This window comes from Halobacillus sp. SY10 (assembly GCF_045401165.1).
GTDB classification, from domain to species: domain Bacteria; phylum Bacillota; class Bacilli; order Bacillales; family Halobacillaceae; genus Halobacillus; species Halobacillus aidingensis.
This window is the reverse complement of the sequence record NZ_CP174345.1, coordinates 3,611,616-3,634,231: the sequence shown is the minus strand read 5'-3', so window position 1 is coordinate 3,634,231 and position 22,616 is coordinate 3,611,616. Positions and strand designations below refer to the sequence as shown.

Here is a 22,616-nt window from a genome sequence, read left to right as displayed (position 1 = left end):
GCCAGATTTAATGGTTAAAGTATTAGCGGAACACGGGTAAGTGATTACGACTCATTATTAGGAAGGAGTGAAGGAAGGGATGGGACAGGCAAATATATTAAAGAAAAAGGCTGGACTTTGGTGGAAGATTCCACTCTTTGTACTCCTGATACTACTTGTAGTTACAGGCATTTATGTTTACAACCTGTATGCTGGAGCAAAGAATACTGTGGATAAGAAAATGAATCAGGAAGTAAGTTCAATTAATCATGAATTAACTAATAAGAAAGTTGAACAGAAAGAACCTCTCAGTATTTTATTATTAGGTGTTGATGAACGTTCAGGAGATCGTGGTCGATCTGATGCTCTTATGGTTCTTTCAGTAGATCCAGAAAATAATCGAAGTCAATTAATAAGTATCCCTCGAGATACCCGAACAGAAATGGTAGGGGACTCCCAGCAGGCGGGGAAATTGGATAAAATAAATCATGCATATGCCTTTGGTGGTACTGAAATGGCCATTCAAACCGTTGAAAGTCTATTAGAAATTCAGTTAGATTATTACATAAGAATGAATATGGAAGGCTTGTCCGAAATGGTGGATGCTGTTGGCGGAATTACAGTTCAAAATGAATTACAGTGGAAAGATAGAGGATATTATAAAAAAGGTTATGAGTATTCTAAAGGAAATATAACGATGAATGGCCCACAAACTATGGGTTTTGTACGGATGAGGTATAAGGATCCTAATGGAGATTTCGGTCGAAATGAACGTCAACGGAAAGTTATACAAGGAATCATTAAGAAGGGAGCGAGTATCAAATCTGTTAATAAAATTGGCGAAGTTATGAATGTCTTAGGGAACAACGTAAAGACAAATATGGATTCAAATATAATGCAGGAATTACTTCTTAACTATCGTAGTGCACGAGAGAATATGACAACGTATCAGATGAAAGGTAAAGGAACAAAGATAGATGGGATTTATTATTTAAGAGTAACCGAACAAGAACTTCAAGAAGTTCATGATATGGTCAAAGAATATAGTTCTTAAACCAACAGAGTTACTTTTAAATCGTTAATATATGACAACATCTATCAGCACACTCCCCTGTTTTTTCTACAACATTTTAGGGTATGTAGTGTTAACATTATTAATGAAAACGCTTTTTTAACATTGTGTTATCTGAATAGAGAGGGGAGTTTTGCTGATGTACTTTAAAGAAAATAACTTTCTAGTAGGTTTTTTTAACGGTACAATATTATCTATCCCCGTTTGGTGTGTATTACTATTTTTTATATTAGTTTGAAGAAGTAAGTCGATCTAGTTATGTGATATTACTAACACTTGAAAACAAACAAAAGGAACATCCATCTGGATGTTCCTTTTTGTATTTGTTCATAATTTTTATTTTGCAAAGTAGGTGTTCAGTGGTGGTACAATTTGTTTCTTTCGTGAAACTACATTCTTTAATAGAACTTGATTGCCATCCAAAGTAACACCAAATGCTTCTTCTACTCCAGTAGAATCTTCTCCTACAGTAACCACTAATGAGTTACTCTCAAGAATGTCTGTAACTACTAGCAAAAATAAGTCTAGTCCTTTTTCTGATACATTCTGTTCCATTGCATCTTTGAGTTCGTTCTTTCTTGAAAGTACATCATTTGTATCTACTGTATTCACCTGTGCGATTTCAACTTTCTTCTCGCCCATATTAAATTCTTTGGCATCCAGAGATATTAGGTCACTGGCGGTCTTATCACTAATATCTGCTCCTGCTTTCAACATTTGCAAGCCATACTCCCTTGGATCAACATCAGCGATGGATGCAAGCTCTTCCGCGGCTTGCCGATCTTCTTCCGTACAAGTTGGGGATTTGAAAAGCAGGGAGTCCGAAATGATGGCAGATAGCATCAAGCCGGCCATAGGCTTAGAAACTTCTTTACCTTTTTCTTTAAACAACTTGTTTAGAATAGTTGCCGTACATCCGACTGGTTCAGCACGGTAGTAAAGTGGACCTTTTGTTTCGAAATTTGCGATACGGTGGTGATCAATTACTTCAAGCACCTGTACTTTCTCAATATCGCCAGCACTTTGCTGGAACTCATTGTGGTCCACAAGAATGACTTGCTCCACCTCATCAGAAACACGCTCGACTAGACGAGGTGCTTCTACGTTAAAATGATTGAGAGCATACTGTGTTTCGCCATTTATTTCACCAAGACGAACTGGCTCTACATCTTCTCCAAGTTCTTTTTTGAGTTCTGCGTACACAATGGCTGAGCATATTGTATCCGTATCAGGGTTCTTATGACCGAATATTAATGTTTTAGACAAGAAAATCTTCCTTTCTATTGTTCGTTATGTATAAATGTACTTTATAAGTATAAAGTAGTATGGGATTTGAGTCTATGACATCACTAAAATTTTAAATTCCTCTTTTGTATAATTATTCTTACAAAAATAATCCTTGAATAATACATATATTTTCTCGTTTAATTGTTACGATTCTAGGCAAACAATAGGGATATGCAATCTTGAAAGGAAGGGAAAAGTATGAATGATGAAGAGGGGAAATTTATTAAAGGGTGTAGGAATGGCTTGTTATTTTCAATTCCAGTTTGGCTTGTGATTTACATCTTATTGAAATTTGTATTCAAATGGTAGATACTATAAGTTCTTGAATAATACCGTTTAGGTAGAGAAGTGATTTATTTAGTCAAATTAGGTACTTTACAATGCCTTCTATTTGAGGAGGCCCATTTATCAATCTAGGTCCATGTAATAGATGATGGACTGTTTAGGGCTTAAGACAAATAAAATTAAGAGTAATTACTTTGATTCTTATATTAAAGATAGCCAATTATAGAAGGGCAAGTGAAAACTTGGCCACCTATCAAATGACAGGGAATGGAAAAAGTTTGACAGAATTTATTACTTGCAGATGAGCAGCAGGTCAATGAGGTTCACGATATGATACAAGAATATAGCTCTTAAATAAGGAACCGGCTGAGTAATAGCCGGTTCCTTATTTTTGGAAAGCTTTCCATGTGAACTTTTTGATCCCCCATAAAAATACAGTTATTTATTTGAGTGAGAGGCAATCAAGGTTGCTTTTCCTTTCAAGTCGTAGTTTGCAACGGTTGCTGGTAGGAGGAAGTGCTCCCCTTTACCGAACACATAACCTTTCCCATCTACAATTACTTCCCCATTCCCTTCAAGTACACTGACGAGCTTATAAGAGTGGTCGGAAAGTCCGTTCACTTCACCATCCAGCTCCCAGCGCTCGACGGTGAAATAATTCTCTTCCACCAACTGTTCGCGCACCAGTCCGTTTTCAATGGATTTTTTTCGATTGAGAGCAGGATTTTCGTGCGGCACGGTCGTCACTTCTTTCGATTTTTCCAAATGAAGTTCGCGTTTCTCTCCGTCCTGACCGACACGATCATAGTCATACACACGATACGTAATATCTGAACTCTGCTGGGTCTCAAGAATTTGGATGCCGGCGCCGATGGCATGGATCGTTCCGCTCGGTACATAGAAGAAGTCGCCCGGCTTCACTTTCACTGTGCGGAGCAGGTCGTCCCATTCTCCAGCGTCAATCATCTGCTCAAGCTCTCTCCGTGTCGACGCATGATGACCGAAAATGATTTCCGCTCCTTCTTCGCAGTCGATCACATACCAACATTCCGTTTTTCCGTAATTTTCACCTTCAATTTCACGTGCATACGTATCATCAGGGTGCACCTGCACAGACAGGTATTTTCTCGCATCAAGAATCTTCACGAGCAACGGAAATTCATCGCCCTCTTCGCCTCCAAACAATTCGCGGTTCGTTGCCCATGCTTCTGCGAGCGTTTTCCCTTTTAATGGGCCATTCTTAATGACAGACGGACCATTGGCATGACCGGAAATTCCCCAGCATTCTCCCGTGTAATCCGAAGGGAGCTCGTAACCGAACAATTCATTCAGTTTCGTTCCACCCCATAGTCGCTCTTTGAATTCAGGTGCTAAAAATATTGGTTCGTTATACATTGTCTATTCCTCTTTCCCTTCTTCCGCTACTATTTTCAATATGTATTCAAAAATCAGATCACACAGCATGACGAGCGTTGATCTTGCCGATAAATCGTATCCGGCATAGGTCATTTTCTGGACTGGTGCACTCACTGCATAATCCGTCAGCTCATGCAGTGGACTGTCGGGATTATTTGTGACTGCGACACTCGGTACATTCAAATGGGCAAGCTTATCCGCAGCTTTCAACAGTGTACTAGTCTCGCCGCTTGAAGAAATGAAAATGACGAGGTCATTTCGGTTGATCCAGTTACTGATCAGATCAATCATATGCGATTCATAAATATACGTGGATGTTTGATTCAGCTGCATCAGGCGCTTGCTCAAGTATTCGCCTGCCATTTTTGTCAAACCTACAGAAAGTACCACAAGCCGGTTCGCTTTGTTCATTTCACCAGCAATCCGCTCAAGGTCTTCATGCTTAATGGCTCCAAGACTCTGTGTAATGTCCCCCACGTACCGTTTAATGGGATCCTGGTTGGTGGGCAGTGTGGTAGCAGCAATCGTCTTCAGTATATATTTCAACTCAGCGAAGCCATCAAGGCCCAGTTTATGGCACATCCGGACGATGGTTGTTGTACTGACACTGTTCGCCTCAGCCATTTTCGTCAGCGCCATCGTCTTCGCCTCATCCAGATGATCTTCAATGTAATATAACACATGCTTTTCCGAATGTGTTAATGCCGTTAAATGTTCGGAGAACCGTTCTAGAACTTTACCCATAAAGTCAATCTCCTTCTGATATCAATACATTGTTGAGTATACTCCTTCATGCAACAATGTACAAATGTACATTTCCTGTACATCCATGTGAACCAATCTTATGTTACAAATGTATTAGGAGTTATGTAAGCACTTACGATTACAACAAGGCGGTGACTAACGATGGAATTGAAGCAAATGACACAACCGTCTCTTATCCGTTTCGGTATGAGCGAGACTACGAAAGAAGACGTCATTTGGAAATTGACAGAAACATTATACGAACAAGGATGCCTTTCTTCTAAAGAGGCTTATTATGAAACCGTTTTAGAACGGGAAAAGGTTTCACCGACAGGGCTTGAAGCAGGCCTTGCCATTCCGCACGGGAAATCGAATGCAGTGAAAAAAGCATCGTTCGCTGTGGCACGTCTGGAAAAACCGATTACCGACTGGGAAAGCATTGACCCTGCCAATCAAGTGGAACTCGTTTTCCTATTAGCGATTCCTGAAGGGGAATCAGGTTCGACTCACTTGAATCTGCTATCAGAGCTCAGCACACGGTTGATGGACAAGACGTATTATCAAAACTTGATGAACGCAGAGAATCCGGATCAATTCTTGGCAGCGCTCGATGCAACAAATGAAGAAGTGGCTGAAGAACCAGGCGAATATTCGAAAACCGTCCTTGCAATCACTGCATGTGCCGCCGGTATCGCACACACGTATATGGCTGCGGAAGCTTTGGAACAGGCTGGGAAAAAACGAGGTGTCCGTGTCCTTTCCGAAAAACAAGGGGCAAATGGGCTCGAGGATGAACATTCGCCAGACATAATTGACCAGGCAGATGCTGTCATTTTTGCAACGGATATCTCTCCAAAAGGAAAAGAGCGTTTCCAAGGACTTCCTTATGTACAAGTCCGTGTCGCGGAACCTCTGGCGAAAGGGGAAGAATTGATCGACCGTGCGTTGAATGACCCGGACGGAATCGTGGAAGCAGGAGATGAAGAGGAATCTTCTTCGTCCTCAAATGGTAACGGTTCCAACAAAAAGAACGGGTTCCTCGCAGAAATGGCACAAGCAATCCTGACAGGTATCTCCTACATGATTCCGGTCATCGTCGCTGCCGGTTTGATGATGGGGATCGCCAAGTTAGGTGCCATTCCATTCGGACTTGTAAATGAAATCAATGATATTTCCTATGCAACGCATGACAATGAACTTTTCGTCATTCTGCACCACTTGGACAAATTCGGATTTATGATATTCCAGTTCATGTATCCGATCTTCGCAGCGTTCACAGCATACGCGCTCGCTGATCGTGTCGGTATTGTCGCTGGTTTCATCGGTGGTCTGTTCGCAGCCGGTATTCACTACCGCTTCTGGGGAATTGAAGATGGAATTCCATCTGGTTTCTTCGGGGCGTTGATCCTTGGTCTTGCTGCAGGTTACATTGCACGATTCCTGAATCAAAAAATTAAGCTCGGTAAGAACTTCCAGGCAATGAAACCGATGCTGATCATCCCGGCAATCAGTGTGCTGTCGATTTTCTTCCTGAACTTTTACATCGTCGATCCAGTATTCGGCGGTTTGAACGAATTATTACGTAATACCATTGAAGCTTCACAAGAATCCGGAGACATCATTCTCTCTACAATCATTGCTGCCGCTACGGCATTCGACCTTGGTGGCCCAATCAACAAAGCAGCCGGTGCAATTGCAATCGGACTAGCTGCCGATCAGATATTCCCATTGACGGCACGTGTACTTGCCATTGTGATTCCACCAATCGGACTTGGTCTTGCAACCGTACTTGACCGTTTCCTTGTTGGCCGCCGTGTGTTCGATGCGAACCTTCGTGTAACGGGTAATACTTCGATTTTGCTTGGACTAATTGCTATCAGTGAGGGAGCGATTCCGTTCATGCTTCGTAACCCACTGATCACAATCCCGATCAACATTCTCGGAGCGATTATAGGTGCCGTGACAGCCGTATTGCTCGGTGCCGTCCAATGGTATCCGTTGCCTGCCTTCTGGGGCTGGCCGCTTGTAGATAACATTTTTGCTTACTTGATCGGTTTGATTGCCGGTGCAATGTTCATTGCACTTGCGAACATTTTCATACGCTATGCACTCATTAAACGAGGACGAATCAAAATCTAATCGCAGAAGCGCAAACAGAAATTTATAGAAAACAAAACATCAGCATTCCTGCTTGGATTCGTCCAACAGGGGTGCTGATCATTATTGGAGGATTTCATCATGAGTAAGAAACGTGTATATGTCGTCCCTCACTCGCACTGGGACAGAGAATGGTATTTTACAATTGAAGACTCCAACCTATTGTTGGCTGAAAATATGGACCACCTGATCCATCTGTTAGAAAGCAACAAGGAATACCACGGCTATGTATTTGATGCCCAGATGTCAATCGTTGATGAGTATTTGAAAGTACGCCCGGAAAACCATGATCGGCTGAAAGGCATGATCGAACAGAAGCGTATTTTCGTCGGACCTTGGTACACGCAGGCAGATTCAATGCTTGTCCATAAAGAATCGTTAGTTCGTAATTTGCTTTACGGGGTTAAAGGAACGGAAAAAATGGGCCATTCGATGGGAATCGGCTACCTGCCGGATATTTTCGGTCAAAATCAGTACCTTCCTTCCCTTTTCAAAGGCTTCGGTATTGACTATGCCATTCTGCAGCGTGGAATTTACACGGATCAGCTTGATGGGAATTTGAATTTTACTTGGCAATCTCCGGATGGGGAAGCGGTGAAAGCGAATATGCAGGCGCTTGGATATGGTCCAGGAAAATTCCTTACTGCCGATGAAGATTTTGTAGAAGAGCGTCTCGAGCCCATGTTGGAAAAGCTTGCTGCGATGAACCGTGACAGTGATCACCTGTTGCTTCCTTCCGGTGGTGACCAGGTGCTTGTTCGTGAAGGTTTCCCGGAAACGGTTAAGAAATTGAATGAAAAAAATGGGGATTACGAATATGTACTATCCGACTACGAACAATTCATGGAAGATACGTGGAGGGATAAGGACTTCCCAAACACGATCCAAGGTGAATTGATAGGTACCGAGCGTTCCCGTATTCACAACACGATTCGCTCACAGCGTTACGATATCAAGAAACTGAACGCCATTGTCGAGCATAAGATCATCAACCAGCTTGAGCCGCTTGCCGTCATCGGGCAGGCCCTCGGTTTGCGTTACCCGCAGGCGCGTTTGGATGAGATGTGGAAGCACCTGTTCGACGTGCATGCGCATGATAGCATCGGTGGCTGCAACTCTGATGATACGAATAGTGATATCATGCACCGTCTAGAGAAAATCGACCACCAGGCAGATGGGTTGATGAACTTGATCAAGCGTCAGCTGACACATGCGATTGCTGAACAGCTTGGTAAGGACAACATCTTTGTCATTTTCCATACCGATGCGAAAAATTATGTAGGTACAGTGGAAACCGTATTGTTCACGAAGGATTCGCATTTTGCGGTGAAGACGCTGGATAGGGAAATGGTCGATTTTTCAATTACAAATCAGGAATATCTGAGTGGTGGTAAGAAAATCGTCGTTACGGCGGAAGGTGATAAGGAAGTCGAAATTCCAGGGTATTACCGGACGGAACTTGTATTGAACAACGTTTCAGCACCAGCCCTCGGCTACACGACCTTCCAAATAGAAGAAGGCGTGGATCATGTCGATCAAGTGGAATCCTTGGATCATTCTTTCATTGAGAACGAGTCCTATGCTCTTGCTTATGATGCAAATATGCTGACACTGACTGAAAAAGCGAAGAACGTTAGCGTCAGAGACTTCCTGCAATTTGAAGATACAGCGGATGCAGGTGATTCTTATGACTATTCACCGTTACCAGGTGACGAAGCGTTGACTTTGGCGGATGCGGAACTAGTCAATGTTGAAAAAACAGTCGGTGTCGAGCGAATGACCGTCCGTCATACGAAACTTGTTCCAGCTGATCTTAATTATCGGTTAGATCCTAAAGCAGAAAAGCAGCTGACGATTGAGACGACATTCGAACTACGGCGTAACGAAGATTTTGTACGTGTGAATCACCATGTAGATAACCAGGTGAAAGATCACCGTGTCCGTGCACTTATTCAGACACCTGTCACACAACCAGAGCAGACATTCGGCGATCAAGGGTACAGCATGATAACAAGACAGACTGAAAACCCGCGGATGGAAACATGGAAGGAAAACGGCTACAAAGAAGCTCCGGTTCCCATTTACACGGTCGAACAATTTGCCGGTGTAGAAAATGAAGATGCTCATTTTTCTGTGTTAACAAAAGGTCTGAAAGAATACGAAGTGCTTAAGGATAGCGGACAGATCGCATTGACCTTGTTCCGCAGTGTCGGACTGCTTGGACGGGATGATTTAGCATGGCGTCCGGGACGCGCTTCTGGCATCAACAACAAAGTTGTCGTCACTCCTGACGCACAGATGATTGGGGAAATGATGTTCGATTATGCGCTTCATATGAAAGGCGGCCGCGTGGAAACTGCGAACCTTTTCGAACTTGCGGACACCTACAACAACCGCTATGTCACGTATCAAAACCAGAGCCTGAATACGTTTGAAGAGCGTCTCGATCGCTTCGAAATCCCTTATCCGATTGCGACGCTTCCTGGTGAATTTTCTTTGTTGAACGTTGAAGGTGGCTTTATTAGTTCAATCAAAAAAGCGCATGAAGGACAAGATGTCATTGTGCGCCTGTTCAACCCGACAGTTGAAGAAACACATGCGGGTGTTTCCAGTGAGACGCTGACAAGCATCATGCTGACAAACCTCGCTGAAGAAGACGAGGGTGCAGTTGATGCTATCCCACTTCCACCGTACAGCTATCAAACGATCCGACTTAAAGGAGAATCATCATGAACCATGAAGCATTGTTATCCAAAATTGAAGAGCATTTAAAAGACATCTACCAGGATACGTATTCTCATTCTTATCTTGAACAATTTCAGACGTTCATCGAGGAATGGTCCAGCAAAAGCTGGACTACTCCTCAACCGTTGACGGAAGAGAATGTTTACCTGATCACTTACGGTGACAGCATTTTTCAAGATGGAAAAGAGTCGCTTCCAATTTTGCACCGCTTTTTAAAAGAAGAGGTCGGTCAGATGATAACAGACGTTCACCTGCTTCCGATGTTCCCTTACACGTCCGATGACGGCTTTTCAGTGAAGGATTACCGTGAAATCGATCCAGTTCTTGGGACGTGGGAGCACATCCGAACGTTTTCTAATGACTATCGGATGATGTTTGATTTCGTTGCCAACCATATTTCTCAGTCGAGCGACTGGTTCCAGCGATATTTGAAAGAAGATCCAAAGTTCCGTGAATTTTTCACACCGAAAGAAGAAGGTTTTGATACGGGCAACGTCGTACGTCCACGTACATCCCCGCTTTTTCATGAGTATGATGGGCAAAATGGCACGAAAACGGCTTGGACAACGTTCAGTAAAGACCAGGTCGACATTAATTTCAAACATTTCCCTGCCCTGCTTGAAATGACGGAGATTCTTATGGAATATGCGTATCAGGGAGGGACGAGCATCCGTCTTGATGCGATCGGATTCATATGGAAAGAGTCAGGTACAACGTGTATCCACCTGCCGCAAGCGCACGCAATCATTCAGCTATGGCAGACGTTGATGAGCCACTTCAAGCCGAACGCACAAATCATTACCGAAACGAATGTGCCGCATAAGGAAAACATCAGCTACTTCGGTAACGGCACGAATGAAGCGAACATGGTCTACCAGTTTACGCTGCCTCCATTAGTGTTGCACAGCTTCACTACACATGATGCGACGAAATTGACAGCATGGGCGAAGTCCATCGGTAAAGTTTCCGATTCTGCCACATACTTTAATTTTCTTGCAAGTCATGATGGCATCGGAATGCGACCGACAGAAGGAATATTGACCGAAGAAGAAAAGCAGGTGCTCGTCAATAAAGTGAAAGAGAACGGCGGCGAAGTTTCCTATAAGAGTAATCCGGATGGCAGCAAGTCTGTATATGAGCTGAACATTAATTACTCCGAAGCACTGGTGAATAAGGGCGAAGATAAAACCGAAGAAGATACCGTTGCGAAAATGCTTGCCGCACATTCAATTCTTCTTTCTGTCATCGGCGTGCCGGCCATCTATTATCATTCCTTACTCGGCTCCGGCAATGACTATGAAGGGCTTGAGGCATCCGGCATTCCTCGTCGGATCAACCGTGAAAAGCTTGAGTATGATGCGATTAAACAGGCACTTCAGAACGATTCCCGCCGCAAAGGAATTTTTGAAGGCATGCAGACCATGATTGAACGTCGTCAGCAGGAAAGTGCATTTTCTCCTTATGCAGAACAGCAGGTAGTTGATGTCGATCCTCGCGCGTTTGCACTGACACGATTGAATGAAAGAACAGGTGAGAAAGTATTCTTCGCAGTTAACACGTCTCGTGAAACTGTCGAAGTTGACCTCCCATATGCAGGTGTGAACCTTGTGGATGGCGGAAACGTTTCAGGAGCGGTGACGCTTGGAGCGTATGAGTTCATCTGGGTCCACGAATCGTAAAAGGAGGAGTAGGAGATGAACATTTTAATCGCACCTGATTCATTTAAAGGATCACTATCGGCTGAAGCTGTGGGAAAAGCTGCTGCTGTAGGCGTGAAAAAAGTGATGGATTCTGCCGAAGTTGTTATCGTTCCTATGGCGGACGGTGGCGAGGGATCGATCGATGCCTTACGTCCGTTTTTGCAGAAAGAGGTTGCTGTTGGGGTCGAAGGACCATCCGGTAGCCCGGTTGAAACAAGCTACGGGGTGATAGAATTTGAAGGAAGATACACGGCCCTTGTGGAATGTGCGCGTAGTACGGGATTGACACTAGTTGATGATGAAGAGCGCCATCCGTATCAGCTGACATCGTATGGTTTGGGAGAGCAGATAAAAGATGCGGTTGAGCGTGGATATAGAGATATCATCGTCTCGCTTGGAGGCAGTGCGACTACCGATGGCGGTACCGGAATGCTTAGGGCATTGGGTTATACATTTATTGATTTCGATGGAAAGCCAATTAGACAAGGTGAGAATCCCCTTGGTAATATCCGTTCGATTGATGATTCTGGAAGGCTCTCGGATCTCGATGACTGTCGGATAACAATCGCTAGTGACGTTACGAATCCATTTTTCGGAATCGATGGCGCGGCACATGTGTATGGACCGCAAAAAGGTGCAACTCCTGAACATGTGATGGAGCTTGACGAAGGATTGAAGGATCTTGCTGCTATTGTAGAAGCGAAATATGGTGTGGATCTACAAGAGATTCCAGGTGCTGGCGCCGCCGGGGGGTTAGGCGGTGCGTTAGCAGGGGTGCTTGGCGCTCAAATGAAGCCTGGCTTTGACATTATTGCTGAACTGACTGGGCTGGAGGGAAAAATAAAAGATGCTGATGTTGTGTTAACCGGTGAAGGCAGCCTTGATGCACAATCAGCGCACGGGAAGGTTCCGGTAAGTGTCGGAGTGATGGCGAAGCGATTTGATAAGCCGGTAATTGCTATGGCAGGAAAAGTCGATCCCACCGATTTCCGGCCAGCCATTGATGCTGTCTACTCAATCCAGCGATGCCCGGTCTCATTAGAAGAAGCAGTGGATGGAGAAGCAGCATCTACCAACATTACGTTCACCGTCGAAAACATCATGCGCACCATCATTCTGTCCCCTCTCTAATTTTGAAAACCTCAAAAGGTTAACGTGCACGCCCTTCTGTTCAATGGCTGTTGCTATAGAGAGGATACTTTAGGCTTGAAGAACATTTTCAGTATTTTCAACTGTAAGACGGAGAATGAGAGTGCTTATATATTGTGAGATCTTCTTTAGAATTAGCTAGGAGGAGGAAAGGGATTCCTTTCCTCCTCCTAGCACTTTCACCACTTGTACTCAGTTATTGGTTCTGAACTTATTGACTTTTACTTTCCGACAAGGAAAACAGCCTATTAGTCTGAACACTCTGAGTCGATTCTCTTTTAATCAACGTAACCGGCAGCAGAATTTCTTGGTGAGGCGCGTCGCGATTATCCATTCGCCAGAACAACTTCTCTGCGGCATTTTGTCCAAAAGCCTTAAAGTCAATATCCATTGTTGTAATCGAAGGAGTTGAAAGCTGAGACAGCTGGCCATTGTCAAAACTACAAACGGAAGCATCGTCCGGCACCTTAAATCCTTTCGCTTGAAGACCGGAAGTCACGAGATAGCCTAATCCATCGTTCACACAAAACCAGGAGGTCGGTTGTTCTTCCAGTTGATCTATAAAATGATTAATAACAGGTCCTTCTTCTAAAGCATCGGTGAATTGAACGTCTTTCTTCGGCTTTACTCCGTAATCTTTATGCGCTAAATGGTAGCCTTCCCAACGTTCCTGGTAGCTAGGGGAAAAATCGATGTTCCCTACAAAAGCAATATCTCTGTGGCCGAGCTCGAGCAAGTGTTTAGTCGCTGTATAAGCGCCGAATCGATTATTGGTCAGTACTGCATCCGCTTCAATATCTGGATGGTGATGATCGATTAAAACAGTTGGAATACCTGTTTCCAAAATTTTGTTCGTGTACTCATTGCTAATATGAGATAAGATCAAAACGCCATCCACCTGTCTTTTTTCAATAAAAGGAGGAAGGATGAGTTGGTCTCTCGATTGATTATTGATCGATTGAATCAACAGGTTTTTATTACGTTTTGTAACTTCTTCCTCTACACTTAGGTAAATTTCTCCGAAGAAACTCTTCATTGAGAATGCGAACTCAGAAGCAATCAGGGCAATATTCCCTGTCCTCTTTGAGTCATGATCGGTTCCACCATTTGCTGGAGTATATTGATAACCAATTTCTTTCGCTTTTTTTAACACGAGCTGCCTCGTGCTCTCGCTAACTCCTGGCTTTCCGGATAATGCTTGAGAAACAGAGTTCTTCGATATATTTAATTCATTCGCAATGTCTTGCATTGTAACTTTCTTTCCCATATATAAGTCAACCTTTCTTCATCAGTAATCCGAATGGTTTTTTGTAACGTTACTTACAATATACTCAATAACCCTTGTTAGTTCAATGGTATTCCTGCTATTTATGTAAATAAAAAGTTTGTTGACATAATGGTCATCTGTAGTATAATCGTTTGTAAGGTAATTAAGTAACGTTACTTTAGGTTTAATAATTCGATTGATTTGCATTACAGATTTTTTATTTAATAACTTATGTAAGGGTTTTCAAAAAGAATGGGGGATCAGAATGACATGATTGTAAAACGTCTTGAAAAGAATCCAATAGTAAAACCAGAAGATGTACCAGCCTATCATGAGGATCACGAAGTTATCGGAGTGTTCAATGCAGGAGTAGCGGAGTGCGATGGAGAAACGTTAATGCTTTTAAGAGTAGCAGAACGTCCGATTCCAACCAGCTCAAATGAAGTGAGAACGACGCTGGTCGATTTCTCGAACAATCATCCGCAGGTTCGAGTGTTATCTCTGAAAAAGGATGATGATCGATTCGACTTTTCTGACCCGAGAACGATTCTCTTTAATGAAAAGCAAAGAAAAACCGCTTACTTAACTTCCTTATCTTATATAAGAATTGCAAGAAGCACAGATGGCAAGAACTTCACCGTTGATCCAGAGCCTTTTATTTACCCGGGTACAGTTGCAGAGTCATGGGGAGTTGAAGACCCGCGGGTGACTCAAATTGATGATACATATTACATCCAATATAGCGCAATTTCAGAAAAAGGAGTAGCGGTAGGGCTTATATCTACAAAAGATTTCGTAAGTTATCAACGCTTAGGATTGATCTTCCCACCGGAGAATAAAGATGTCGCTATTTTTCCTGAGCGGATCAACGGGAAATATTACGCTCTTCATCGCCCGGTCCCGAAAGGTATTGGCCAACCGGAGATCTGGATCGCCGAATCTGACAATCTCCTTTATTGGGGAAATCATAAGCACTTATTAGGGCTCAGTGAAGATGGTTGGGATAACGGAAGGATTGGCGGGGGCGCGGTTCCTTTTAAAACGGAGCAGGGATGGCTTGAGATTTACCATGCAGCGGACAAGGATGACCGTTATTGTTTAGGCGCTGTCTTACTCGACTTAGATGATCCTTCAAAGGTCCTTGCAAAAACGGAGAAGCCAATATTATCTCCAGAAGCGGATTACGAAACGAATGGATTCTTTGGAAAAGTTGTTTTCACCTGTGGTGTCACGTTACAAGATGATGTTGTTCGGATTTACTATGGTGTTTCTGATACCTCGATGGCCATTTGTGAAATGCAACTGGATGACATATTATCACGACTATCCTATGTGTAAGGGAGGAACTTCTTGTGGCGGATACGATAAAGGAAATGTTGGAGCAATACAAAAAAAAGTCGTTGCGTAACCAAGGAGAAAAACTTCATTTTACCTCTGTTGGCGAGCGAGATGTGTACAACATTACGGCTCCATTTAAAGATTACAATGAAGAAGTGATTGCAGGCCGAGTAGAGCCTCGTGATTCAGAGTATTCCGAAGTGAAGTTCTTTAAGAAAGATGGAGGGCATTGGATTCCAAGGGAAGGATCCCCAACGTTTGAACTTCAAGATCCGTTTTTAACGAACATTCACGACCAACTGGTTTTTGGAGGAGTGGAAGTTTCGCCACATCCAAATAAGCAAAGCGCTCTCATTTGGAAGACAGTGTTTTATAAAGGGGGAAGTATTAACGAATTACAGCGGTTTGCTGAAGGTCCTCAAGGAATGAAGGACATTCGATTAGTTGAATTATCTGACCAGCGAATCGGAATTTGTACGCGTCCACAAGGAGATAAGGGCGGCCGCGGGAAAATCGGTTATACCGAGATTGATTCGCTTGATCAATTGACGGCTGATGTCATTGAAGAGGCACCTTTATTACAGGAACACTTCATTGATGAAGAATGGGGGGGAGCGAATGAACTCTACCTTTTAGACAACGGACAGATTGGAATGCTCGGACACATTGCCAGATTCGATGAGACGGGCAACCGCCATTATTATCCGATCACTTGTGTGCTTGATCGTGAAGGTATGAGACTAAAAGATATGAAGATCATCGCCACGCGAAACGACTTTCCTGATGGCGAAGCCAAACGTAACGATTTAGTGGATGTATTATTTAGCGGTGGACTTTTACAGTTAGGTAATGGAGAAGTTGAGCTTTATGTCGGTGTCAGTGATGCAGAGGCACATAGAATCAGAATTCCAGATCCATTTCAAATTAAAGGAGGAGAATGAAGATGAAAAAATTTCGCAATTATCGTTTTTTAGTTCTTCTATTTGTCGTTACTCTGATCGCTTCAGGCTGTCAATCGGATAGCTCCAGTGGAGAAGCGAACGGGCAGGTGGAGTTTGATTTTTGGGCAGCTCCAAACCCATCTCAACAAGTGTTCTGGGAGGATATGGCCACACAGTATATGGAAGAAAATGAAGACGTAAAAATCAATGTCTCCCCAATGCCGGAGAGTCCCTCCTCAGAAGCTGGAATTCAGTCAGCGATTGCAGCAGGGAATGCTCCAGCTATTTCAGAAAACATTTCCCGGGGATTTGCTGCGCAGCTTGCTGGAAGCAGTGCAATCGTTCCGTTGAATGAATTTGAAGATTATGACGAGCTGATTAAAGAACGGAAAATGGAAGAAACGATTTCTACGTGGAAATTCTCGGACGATCAACAGTATGTCCTTCCGATTTATTCCAATGCAATGCTTTTCGGATGGAGAACGGATATCCTGAACGAACTCGGGTTTGATGGACCGCCAAAAACATACGACGAAGTATTAGAAGTTGGTAAAAAGCTGAAAGAAGAGTATCCGGACAAGTTTTTATGGTCCCGTGCGGATTTAGTGAAGCCGACATGGTGGGCGCGCTGGTTTGACTTCTTTATGCTTTACAACGGTGCTTCAGAAGGAAACAACTTTGTAGAAGGAAGTGAACTGGTTGCTAATGAAGAAGCAGGCGTCGCTACTCTACAGCTGCTGAAAGACTTAAGTGAGAATGATCTGCTCTTGACTCGTGAAGCGACCGATCCTTTTGAAACGGGCCAATCAATCATGATGGATATTGGACCTTGGACGTTCTCTTACTGGGCTGAAAAATTCCCGGAAATGAAGCTTGGCGAAACGTATGATCTTGCGATGCCACCGGTTCCTGAATCTGTAGACTACGAAAACACGAAGACATTTGCGGATACAAAGGGTCTTTCGATTTATGCTTCCGCAACGAAAGAACAGCAGCAAGCAGCATTTGACTTCATGAAGTGGGTCTATTCAAGTCCAGAGCATGATCTTGAATGGTTCAAACAGACAAATCTCCCGCCAGCACGTGATGATTTGGCTACGAACGAAGCATTTACATCCTTCTTAGATGAACATCCTGAACTTCAGAAATATGCAACGAACATTCCGAATGCTGTGCCTCCAATTGATAGCGAAGTAACAGTTGATGTGCAAAAGTTAATCGGTACCGAAGCGGTTAATCCAGTCGTCAAAGGAGAAAAATCTCCAGAACAAGCATGGAGTGATATGACCGACGCTATCAATAAGGTGTTGAAGTAATATGGAACGAAGTAATGCGAGGTTAGGCTGGCTGTTTGCCAGCCCTTACCTTATTTATTCGCTTATATTTTTTCTCTTCCCGTTATTATGGGCCACATATTTGGCATTTACAAATTGGGACCTAATCGCACCGGACTATGAATTTGTCGGAATACAGAACTTTATTCAAGCCTTTTTCAGTGAAAGTGTACGAGCGGCGTTCTTTGTTACATATAAGTTTTTGGCGATGTTCGTTCCGATTGTTGTCGGGGGAGCTTTGTTATTAGCCGTCATTATTCATTCTTTGCCGAGATTCAAGGGACTTTTCTCCGTCGCTTTCTTCCTGCCATATTTAGCATCAGGTGTTGCGTCTGCAATCGTTGTAAATGGAGTTTTGTCCTACAATAGCCCATTTAATATTTGGTTGAGGAATTCATTTGGTTTGGATATCGACTGGCTTGGGTCTTCCATTCTTGCACCTCTGATTATCGCTCTGATGATGGCATGGAAGTTTGCAGGCTACTACGCGTTGTTGTTTGTAGCCGGGCTTGAAAGCATTCCAAAAGATGTGTATGAGGCAGCGGAAATTGACGGAGCCGTAGGTTGGAAAAGATTTTGGTATGTAACGATTCCAATGCTCTACCCATCTTTTTATACGGTAACCATCTTGGCTGTCGGATTGATGTTTGGTATCTTTACTGAACCCTATGTACTGACAGGTGGAGGGCCGGATCTAGCGACACACACATGGCAGCTTGAAATTTATACCCAGGCGTTTGAGCGCTTGAATGCTGGTTATGGCACAGCCATTGCTGTCATCAACTCGTTGGTGACGTTCGGATCGATTCTAGTGTTCAGAAAAATTCTTGAGAAGTGGGGGGCTAAGCATGGCTGGTAAACGCAATTACAAAGTGACCTTGTTATACATCATTGCTTTCACTATTATGATTGTGATGGTCGCCCCTTATATATACATGGTTCTCGGATCGTTTGCTGTTTGGGACCAGGTCGATCGTACAATTATTCCAACAGAGTTTACGCTTCGCTCATATGAATGGCTTTTTAATGGTGGAGAGGGTGTCAATGCTCGTCCGTGGCTAAGAGCGTTCTTTAATAGTGTGTTTGTGACGACCACATCTTCTATACTCATGTTAGCAACGGCTATTCTTGTCGGATATTCCCTTGCGAAGCTGAAATTTAAAGGAAATCGCTTGATCAATAACATTATCTTGTTTCAGATGTTCTATCCTGCCGTCATCCTCTTGATTCCCCTTTTCTTGATCATCCGTTACTTTGGGATGTATGACACGTATTGGGCGATGATTCTGCCAAAAGCGGTCAACCTTTGGGCGATCTTTATGTATACGAACTACTTCAGAGGCTTGCCTGACGAATTGATTGAAGCGGCCAAAATGGACGGGGCTAGTCAATTAAAGATCGTATGGAAAATTGTCTTACCTATGTCCAAGTCGATCACAACAATCGTATTCCTGTTTGTTTTCATGGAACGCTGGGTCGAGCTCTTGTGGGATATGCTTGTTGTAAACAGTGAAAATATGCTGACGTTGAATGTGCTACTAGCACAAATGTTTGGTCCGTACGGAGGGTATCCAGGTCCGATGTATGCGGCTGCAGTGTTATTAACCTTACCGATTCTCATTCTATTTATCATCTTCAGTAAAAACTTCAAAGACGGAATGCAGTTTGTATTAAAATGAATCGGCACCTCCCAACAGTTTTGTTGCGGAGGTTTTACTATAATTTCTGTTATACATTAGATATAACCCTCCTGAACCTGAAGAATCAGTATCGAGACGTGATGTGACGTTAAGGTCAGGATTAAGGGAGGCAGGAAAAGCAGCTTGACCTGCTGCAACCTGCACCGCCCAGACTCTTGCATTATAACTTAGAACACCGAAAGGAATGTAAATATATCTTCCTTACGGTGTTCTGATTATGCCAACGAATGGGATGAAACATTAGAAGAAAATATTGAGTACATTGATTTACAGATCTTCACTATTAAAAAGGAGTGTCATGACTGATGATCGGTTTACAACTTTATTCATTGAAGGAACTGGCAGAAAAAGATTTTCTAGGGACATTAGAAAAAGTGGGTAAAGTGGGTTATGACGGTGTTGAATTCGCAGGTTATTTCGGAACCTCCAGCAAAGAATTGAAGAAAGCGTTAGAAAACTACGGACTGAAAGCAGCCGGCAGTCATATCGGCATCGAGGATTTAGAAAAGGATTTGAATAAAGTCATTGATTATTCGTTGGAAATAGAGAATCCCACCATGATTTGCCCAGGGTTGCCAGAAGAGTACCGCGATAGTGCTGATGCCTACAAACGTACGGCTGAACTTTTTAACCAAGTGGGTGAACGATGTAAACAAAGTGGAATATTGTTTGGATACCATAATCATGATTTCGAATTCCAAACTTTTGAAGGGAAAACGGGGCTGCAGTATTTGATTGACGAAACAGAAAGTAAGCATGTCTCCTTTGAACTGGATACGTATTGGGCGGAGGTATGCGGAAACCCTTCTGTCGAGCTTATGCATCAGCTGAAAGATCGATGTAAATGGCTTCACTTGAAGGATATGAACAACTGGAACGAGAAAAGAAATGTAGAAGTAGGAAGTGGTGTCCTTGGTTTTAAGGAGATTGTTTCCAAAGGGAAGGCGCAAGGAGTTGATTGGTATACGGTCGAACAAGAAGCGTTCGATATCGACCAAATGGAAAGTATTGAAATCAGCCTTCGTTATTTACGAGGGATCTTATAGGAGGAACGTTTTATGTCAAAATTAAAGATTGCTATTATTGGTTGCGGCGGTATTGCGAACGAAAAGCAAATGCCTAGCCTGGCAAAACTGGATACGGTGGAAATGGTCGCTTTTTGTGACCTGGTGAAAGAACGAGCGGTAAAAGCTGCGGCTGGATACGGGATAAGTGAAGCCAATGTTTATACAAGTTACCAAGAGTTACTGGAAAAAGAGAAGTTGGATGTTGTCCATGTTTGCACACCGAATAAAAGCCACGCTGAAATATCCATTGCTGCTCTTGAAGCTGGAAACCACGTCATGTGTGAAAAGCCTATGGCGAAAACAGCGAGTGAGGCTAGAGAAATGGTCGATGTATCGAAGAGGACAGGCAAGAAGCTTACCATTGGATATAACAACCGTTTTCGTGACGACTCTTTATATATGAAGGATGTCTGTGAGAGTGGGGAGCTCGGGGACGTGTATTTTGCCAAAGCTCATGCGATCCGTCGTCGTGCTGTTCCTACATGGGGCGTGTTTTTGAACGAAGAGGAGCAGGGAGGCGGCCCATTGATTGATATTGGTACCCATGCTCTGGACTTAACTCTTTGGATGATGGATAACTACGAAGTAAAAAGTGTTGTTGGAAACGTATTTCATAAGCTCTCTGATCAAGAAAGTAGAGCCAATGCTTTCGGTCCATGGGATGCAAAGGAATTCAGCGTTGAAGATTCAGCCTTCGGTATGATTACGATGAAAAACGGAGCGACGGTGATTCTCGAATCAAGCTGGGTTCTCAACACGCTGGATGTCGGTGAAGCCCAAACTACACTTTGTGGAACCAATGGGGGAGCCGATATGAAAGACGGTCTCCGAATAAATGGCGAAAAACACGGCAAGCTCCATACAATTAAACCAGATTTGGATGCTGGGGGTGTAGCCTTTTTCGACGGAGCAGTTGAAAGTGATGCGGATCGTGAAGCAAGACTATGGATTGAATGTATTTTAAATGATACGGAACCGATAGTGAAGCCGGAACAGGCTCTTGTAGTAAGTGATATCCTTGAGGCTATCTATGAATCTGCGAAAACCGGTAAGGCTGTGTATTTTGATTGAAGAAGAAAGAGACTGTGAAGCGTCACGGCTATAAAAAGAAGGGGCTTGCCGTATGAGTGAACATAAAACGATCGGTGTAGATTTAGGGGGAACGAATTTGCGTGCAGGCATCGTAAGTTCTTCTGTTCACATATTGTATGAAAAAAGTATCCGTACCGAGGCAGAAAAAGGGGCGGATTATGTAATTGATAATATGGCAAGGTTGATTCAAGAGATAAAAGGGGGCAATTCTATCACTTCAGTTGGGATTGGGTCACCAGGTCCGCTTGATCCTCATAAAGGCTTGATTTTAAGTCCGCCTAACCTGCCTGGCTGGGACCGGATACCGTTAATAGAAAGATTACGTAAGTCAATAGATTTGCCGGTATTTTTGGATAACGATGCAAACGCAGCGGCTTTAGCGGAGTCAAGGTTTGGTGCTGGAAAAGGTTATTCATCTGTTTACTATATTACAGTCAGTACCGGGATTGGTGGTGGCTATGTGCTTAATAATAAAATTGTTCAGGGAGCACATGGATATGCTGGTGAAATTGGAAATATGATTATTCAGCCCAATGGTCCAAGTTGGTCCAACTTAAACGCAGGTTCACTTGAAGCATTGGCCTCTGGGACAGCCATTGGCCGAAAAGGAAAAGCTCGTCTCGCCATAGAAGGTGGAGCGGAAGAAGTGTTTTCCTTGGCTAAAGAAGGTAACCAGGAAGCTCAACAAATCGTGGAAGAGACGGTTACATACTTGGCAATGGGGATTGCAAATATAGCCCATATTACTGATCCATCAATTTTTGTTCTCGGCGGAGGAGTTATGCAGGCAAAAGATCAAATTTTGGTTCCGTTAAGGGACAGAATAAAGGATTTCCTATATCCAGAGATGGAAGAAACCATCAATATCCAACCTGCTAGTCTTGGAACCAAAGCAGGATTGATCGGGGCAGCACTTTTGAAGGGTTGAAGCTTATTAACCTCGAATGAGTTGAAATCTAACTTTTGTATTGGTGCTTGAATCTGCATTAATGTTTTTCCCTGATGTCATGGACACAGAAGACGACTATCTGGATAAAGCGATTGAAGGCATTGTTCGCCTAAACCAAGGGGAAGTTTATACGTGTCCTTCACGAGCACTAATTCATGAATAGATCTATGAGGAGTTCATGGAGCGTGTACTTGAGCGTGTGAAAGCAATCAAAGTAGGTACCCACTGGATACGGAAGTGATGATGGGTGCTCAAGCTTCTAAACAACAATTTCTATCTGGGCAGCCGATATGAAAAAATAAGGAAAGTTGCAGGTACTTCGTACTACATGCACAAATCTAATTTCTCTTATGGGTAGCATCTGCAGATTATGATTGATGTAACAGATGGAATG

General features: G+C 43.3%; 17 protein-coding genes and 1 pseudogene. 14 read left to right on the top strand and 4 right to left on the bottom strand.

The annotated features are described in order from the left end of the window. Positions 1-79: 79 nt before the first annotated feature. Positions 80-1,033 (top strand): LCP family protein, encoded by a 954-nt coding sequence (locus ACJA3J_RS18480; protein WP_406944920.1) that lies wholly within the window; start codon positions 80-82, stop codon positions 1,031-1,033. A gap of 354 nt (positions 1,034-1,387) precedes the next feature. On the opposite strand, the gene ACJA3J_RS18475 is transcribed toward ACJA3J_RS18480, so the two are convergent. From ACJA3J_RS18475 to ACJA3J_RS18465, 3 genes are all read right to left on the bottom strand, one after another. After that, on the bottom strand, positions 1,388-2,317 hold the full coding sequence (locus tag ACJA3J_RS18475; protein WP_406944919.1) for a manganese-dependent inorganic pyrophosphatase: 930 nt from the start codon (positions 2,315-2,317) through the stop codon (positions 1,388-1,390). Between the two features lie 744 nt (positions 2,318-3,061). Continuing rightward, positions 3,062-4,018 (bottom strand): mannose-6-phosphate isomerase, class I, encoded by a 957-nt coding sequence (gene manA, locus ACJA3J_RS18470; RefSeq protein ID WP_406944918.1) that lies wholly within the window; start codon positions 4,016-4,018, stop codon positions 3,062-3,064. A gap of 3 nt (positions 4,019-4,021) precedes the next feature. Then, positions 4,022-4,783, bottom strand: coding sequence for a MurR/RpiR family transcriptional regulator (locus tag ACJA3J_RS18465; RefSeq protein ID WP_406944917.1), 762 nt, complete (start codon positions 4,781-4,783; stop codon positions 4,022-4,024). 162 nt (positions 4,784-4,945) lie between these two features. On the opposite strand from ACJA3J_RS18465, the gene ACJA3J_RS18460 reads away from it, so the two are divergent. From ACJA3J_RS18460 to ACJA3J_RS18445, 4 genes are all read left to right on the top strand, one after another. Beyond that, the gene (locus ACJA3J_RS18460) at positions 4,946-6,922 is read left to right on the top strand and encodes a fructose-specific PTS transporter subunit EIIC (protein ID WP_406944916.1); all 1,977 of its coding nucleotides are present in this window, start codon (positions 4,946-4,948) and stop codon (positions 6,920-6,922) included. Between the two features lie 99 nt (positions 6,923-7,021). Next, on the top strand, positions 7,022-9,673 hold the full coding sequence (locus ACJA3J_RS18455; protein WP_406944915.1) for a glycoside hydrolase family 38 C-terminal domain-containing protein: 2,652 nt from the start codon (positions 7,022-7,024) through the stop codon (positions 9,671-9,673). Further along, positions 9,670-11,364 carry an alpha-amylase family glycosyl hydrolase gene (locus tag ACJA3J_RS18450; RefSeq protein ID WP_406944914.1) on the top strand — a complete coding sequence of 565 codons (1,695 nt, stop codon included), beginning with the start codon at positions 9,670-9,672 and terminating at the stop codon, positions 11,362-11,364. The genes ACJA3J_RS18455 and ACJA3J_RS18450 overlap by 4 nt, the downstream gene beginning before the upstream one ends. A gap of 15 nt (positions 11,365-11,379) precedes the next feature. Further along, a complete protein-coding gene (locus ACJA3J_RS18445; RefSeq protein ID WP_406944913.1) occupies positions 11,380-12,516 on the top strand; it encodes a glycerate kinase in 1,137 nt (378 codons plus the stop codon). A gap of 229 nt (positions 12,517-12,745) precedes the next feature. Here ACJA3J_RS18445 and ACJA3J_RS18440 read toward each other — a convergent pair whose 3' ends face one another. After that, complete coding sequence (locus tag ACJA3J_RS18440) at positions 12,746-13,801, bottom strand: LacI family DNA-binding transcriptional regulator (RefSeq protein ID WP_406944912.1); 1,056 nt, start codon at positions 13,799-13,801, stop codon at positions 12,746-12,748. A 270-nt stretch (positions 13,802-14,071) separates the two neighbouring features. On the opposite strand from ACJA3J_RS18440, the gene ACJA3J_RS18435 reads away from it, so the two are divergent. The 9 genes and pseudogenes from ACJA3J_RS18435 to ACJA3J_RS18395 all read left to right on the top strand — a co-directional run. After that, complete coding sequence (locus ACJA3J_RS18435; protein ID WP_406944911.1) at positions 14,072-15,139, top strand: glycoside hydrolase family 130 protein; 1,068 nt, start codon at positions 14,072-14,074, stop codon at positions 15,137-15,139. Between the two features lie 35 nt (positions 15,140-15,174). After that, positions 15,175-16,080, top strand: coding sequence for a DUF1861 family protein (locus ACJA3J_RS18430; protein WP_406946326.1), 906 nt, complete (start codon positions 15,175-15,177; stop codon positions 16,078-16,080). A 2-nt stretch (positions 16,081-16,082) separates the two neighbouring features. Further along, positions 16,083-17,396, top strand: coding sequence for an ABC transporter substrate-binding protein (locus tag ACJA3J_RS18425; RefSeq protein WP_406944910.1), 1,314 nt, complete (start codon positions 16,083-16,085; stop codon positions 17,394-17,396). A gap of 1 nt (position 17,397) precedes the next feature. Beyond that, positions 17,398-18,273, top strand: a complete 876-nt coding sequence (locus ACJA3J_RS18420; protein ID WP_406944909.1) for a carbohydrate ABC transporter permease — start codon at positions 17,398-17,400, stop codon at positions 18,271-18,273. After that, positions 18,263-19,093 (top strand): carbohydrate ABC transporter permease, encoded by an 831-nt coding sequence (locus ACJA3J_RS18415; RefSeq protein ID WP_406944908.1) that lies wholly within the window; start codon positions 18,263-18,265, stop codon positions 19,091-19,093. Before ACJA3J_RS18420 ends, ACJA3J_RS18415 begins: the two co-directional genes overlap by 11 nt. A gap of 326 nt (positions 19,094-19,419) precedes the next feature. After that, positions 19,420-20,160 (top strand): sugar phosphate isomerase/epimerase family protein, encoded by a 741-nt coding sequence (locus ACJA3J_RS18410; RefSeq protein ID WP_406944907.1) that lies wholly within the window; start codon positions 19,420-19,422, stop codon positions 20,158-20,160. Positions 20,161-20,172: 12 nt separating this feature from the next. Beyond that, positions 20,173-21,252, top strand: a complete 1,080-nt coding sequence (locus tag ACJA3J_RS18405; RefSeq protein WP_406944906.1) for a Gfo/Idh/MocA family protein — start codon at positions 20,173-20,175, stop codon at positions 21,250-21,252. 52 nt (positions 21,253-21,304) lie between these two features. Continuing rightward, positions 21,305-22,201: an ROK family protein gene (locus tag ACJA3J_RS18400; RefSeq protein ID WP_406944905.1), complete on the top strand. Its 897-nt coding sequence runs from the start codon at positions 21,305-21,307 to the stop codon at positions 22,199-22,201. Positions 22,202-22,259: 58 nt separating this feature from the next. Then, positions 22,260-22,492, top strand: a pseudogene (locus ACJA3J_RS18395) (aldehyde dehydrogenase family protein); the annotation flags it as partial. Between the last annotated feature and the right edge of the window lie 124 nt (positions 22,493-22,616).

What these genes read in the sequence shown, in the direction of transcription:
- ACJA3J_RS18480 (WP_406944920.1), top strand. Translation starts at nt 80, where the DNA reads ATGGGACAGGCAAATATATTAAAGAAAAAGGCTGGACTTTGGTGGAAG.
- manA (WP_406944918.1), bottom strand. Translation starts at nt 4,018, where the DNA reads ATGTATAACGAACCAATATTTTTAGCACCTGAATTCAAAGAGCGACTA.
- ACJA3J_RS18465 (WP_406944917.1), bottom strand. Translation starts at nt 4,783, where the DNA reads ATGGGTAAAGTTCTAGAACGGTTCTCCGAACATTTAACGGCATTAACA.
- ACJA3J_RS18460 (WP_406944916.1), top strand. Translation starts at nt 4,946, where the DNA reads ATGGAATTGAAGCAAATGACACAACCGTCTCTTATCCGTTTCGGTATG.
- ACJA3J_RS18455 (WP_406944915.1), top strand. Translation starts at nt 7,022, where the DNA reads ATGAGTAAGAAACGTGTATATGTCGTCCCTCACTCGCACTGGGACAGA.
- ACJA3J_RS18450 (WP_406944914.1), top strand. Translation starts at nt 9,670, where the DNA reads ATGAACCATGAAGCATTGTTATCCAAAATTGAAGAGCATTTAAAAGAC.
- ACJA3J_RS18445 (WP_406944913.1), top strand. Translation starts at nt 11,380, where the DNA reads ATGAACATTTTAATCGCACCTGATTCATTTAAAGGATCACTATCGGCT.
- ACJA3J_RS18440 (WP_406944912.1), bottom strand. Translation starts at nt 13,801, where the DNA reads ATGGGAAAGAAAGTTACAATGCAAGACATTGCGAATGAATTAAATATA.
- ACJA3J_RS18435 (WP_406944911.1), top strand. Translation starts at nt 14,072, where the DNA reads ATGATTGTAAAACGTCTTGAAAAGAATCCAATAGTAAAACCAGAAGAT.
- ACJA3J_RS18430 (WP_406946326.1), top strand. Translation starts at nt 15,175, where the DNA reads ATGTTGGAGCAATACAAAAAAAAGTCGTTGCGTAACCAAGGAGAAAAA.
- ACJA3J_RS18425 (WP_406944910.1), top strand. Translation starts at nt 16,083, where the DNA reads ATGAAAAAATTTCGCAATTATCGTTTTTTAGTTCTTCTATTTGTCGTT.
- ACJA3J_RS18420 (WP_406944909.1), top strand. Translation starts at nt 17,398, where the DNA reads ATGGAACGAAGTAATGCGAGGTTAGGCTGGCTGTTTGCCAGCCCTTAC.
- ACJA3J_RS18415 (WP_406944908.1), top strand. Translation starts at nt 18,263, where the DNA reads ATGGCTGGTAAACGCAATTACAAAGTGACCTTGTTATACATCATTGCT.
- ACJA3J_RS18410 (WP_406944907.1), top strand. Translation starts at nt 19,420, where the DNA reads ATGATCGGTTTACAACTTTATTCATTGAAGGAACTGGCAGAAAAAGAT.
- ACJA3J_RS18405 (WP_406944906.1), top strand. Translation starts at nt 20,173, where the DNA reads ATGTCAAAATTAAAGATTGCTATTATTGGTTGCGGCGGTATTGCGAAC.
- ACJA3J_RS18400 (WP_406944905.1), top strand. Translation starts at nt 21,305, where the DNA reads ATGAGTGAACATAAAACGATCGGTGTAGATTTAGGGGGAACGAATTTG.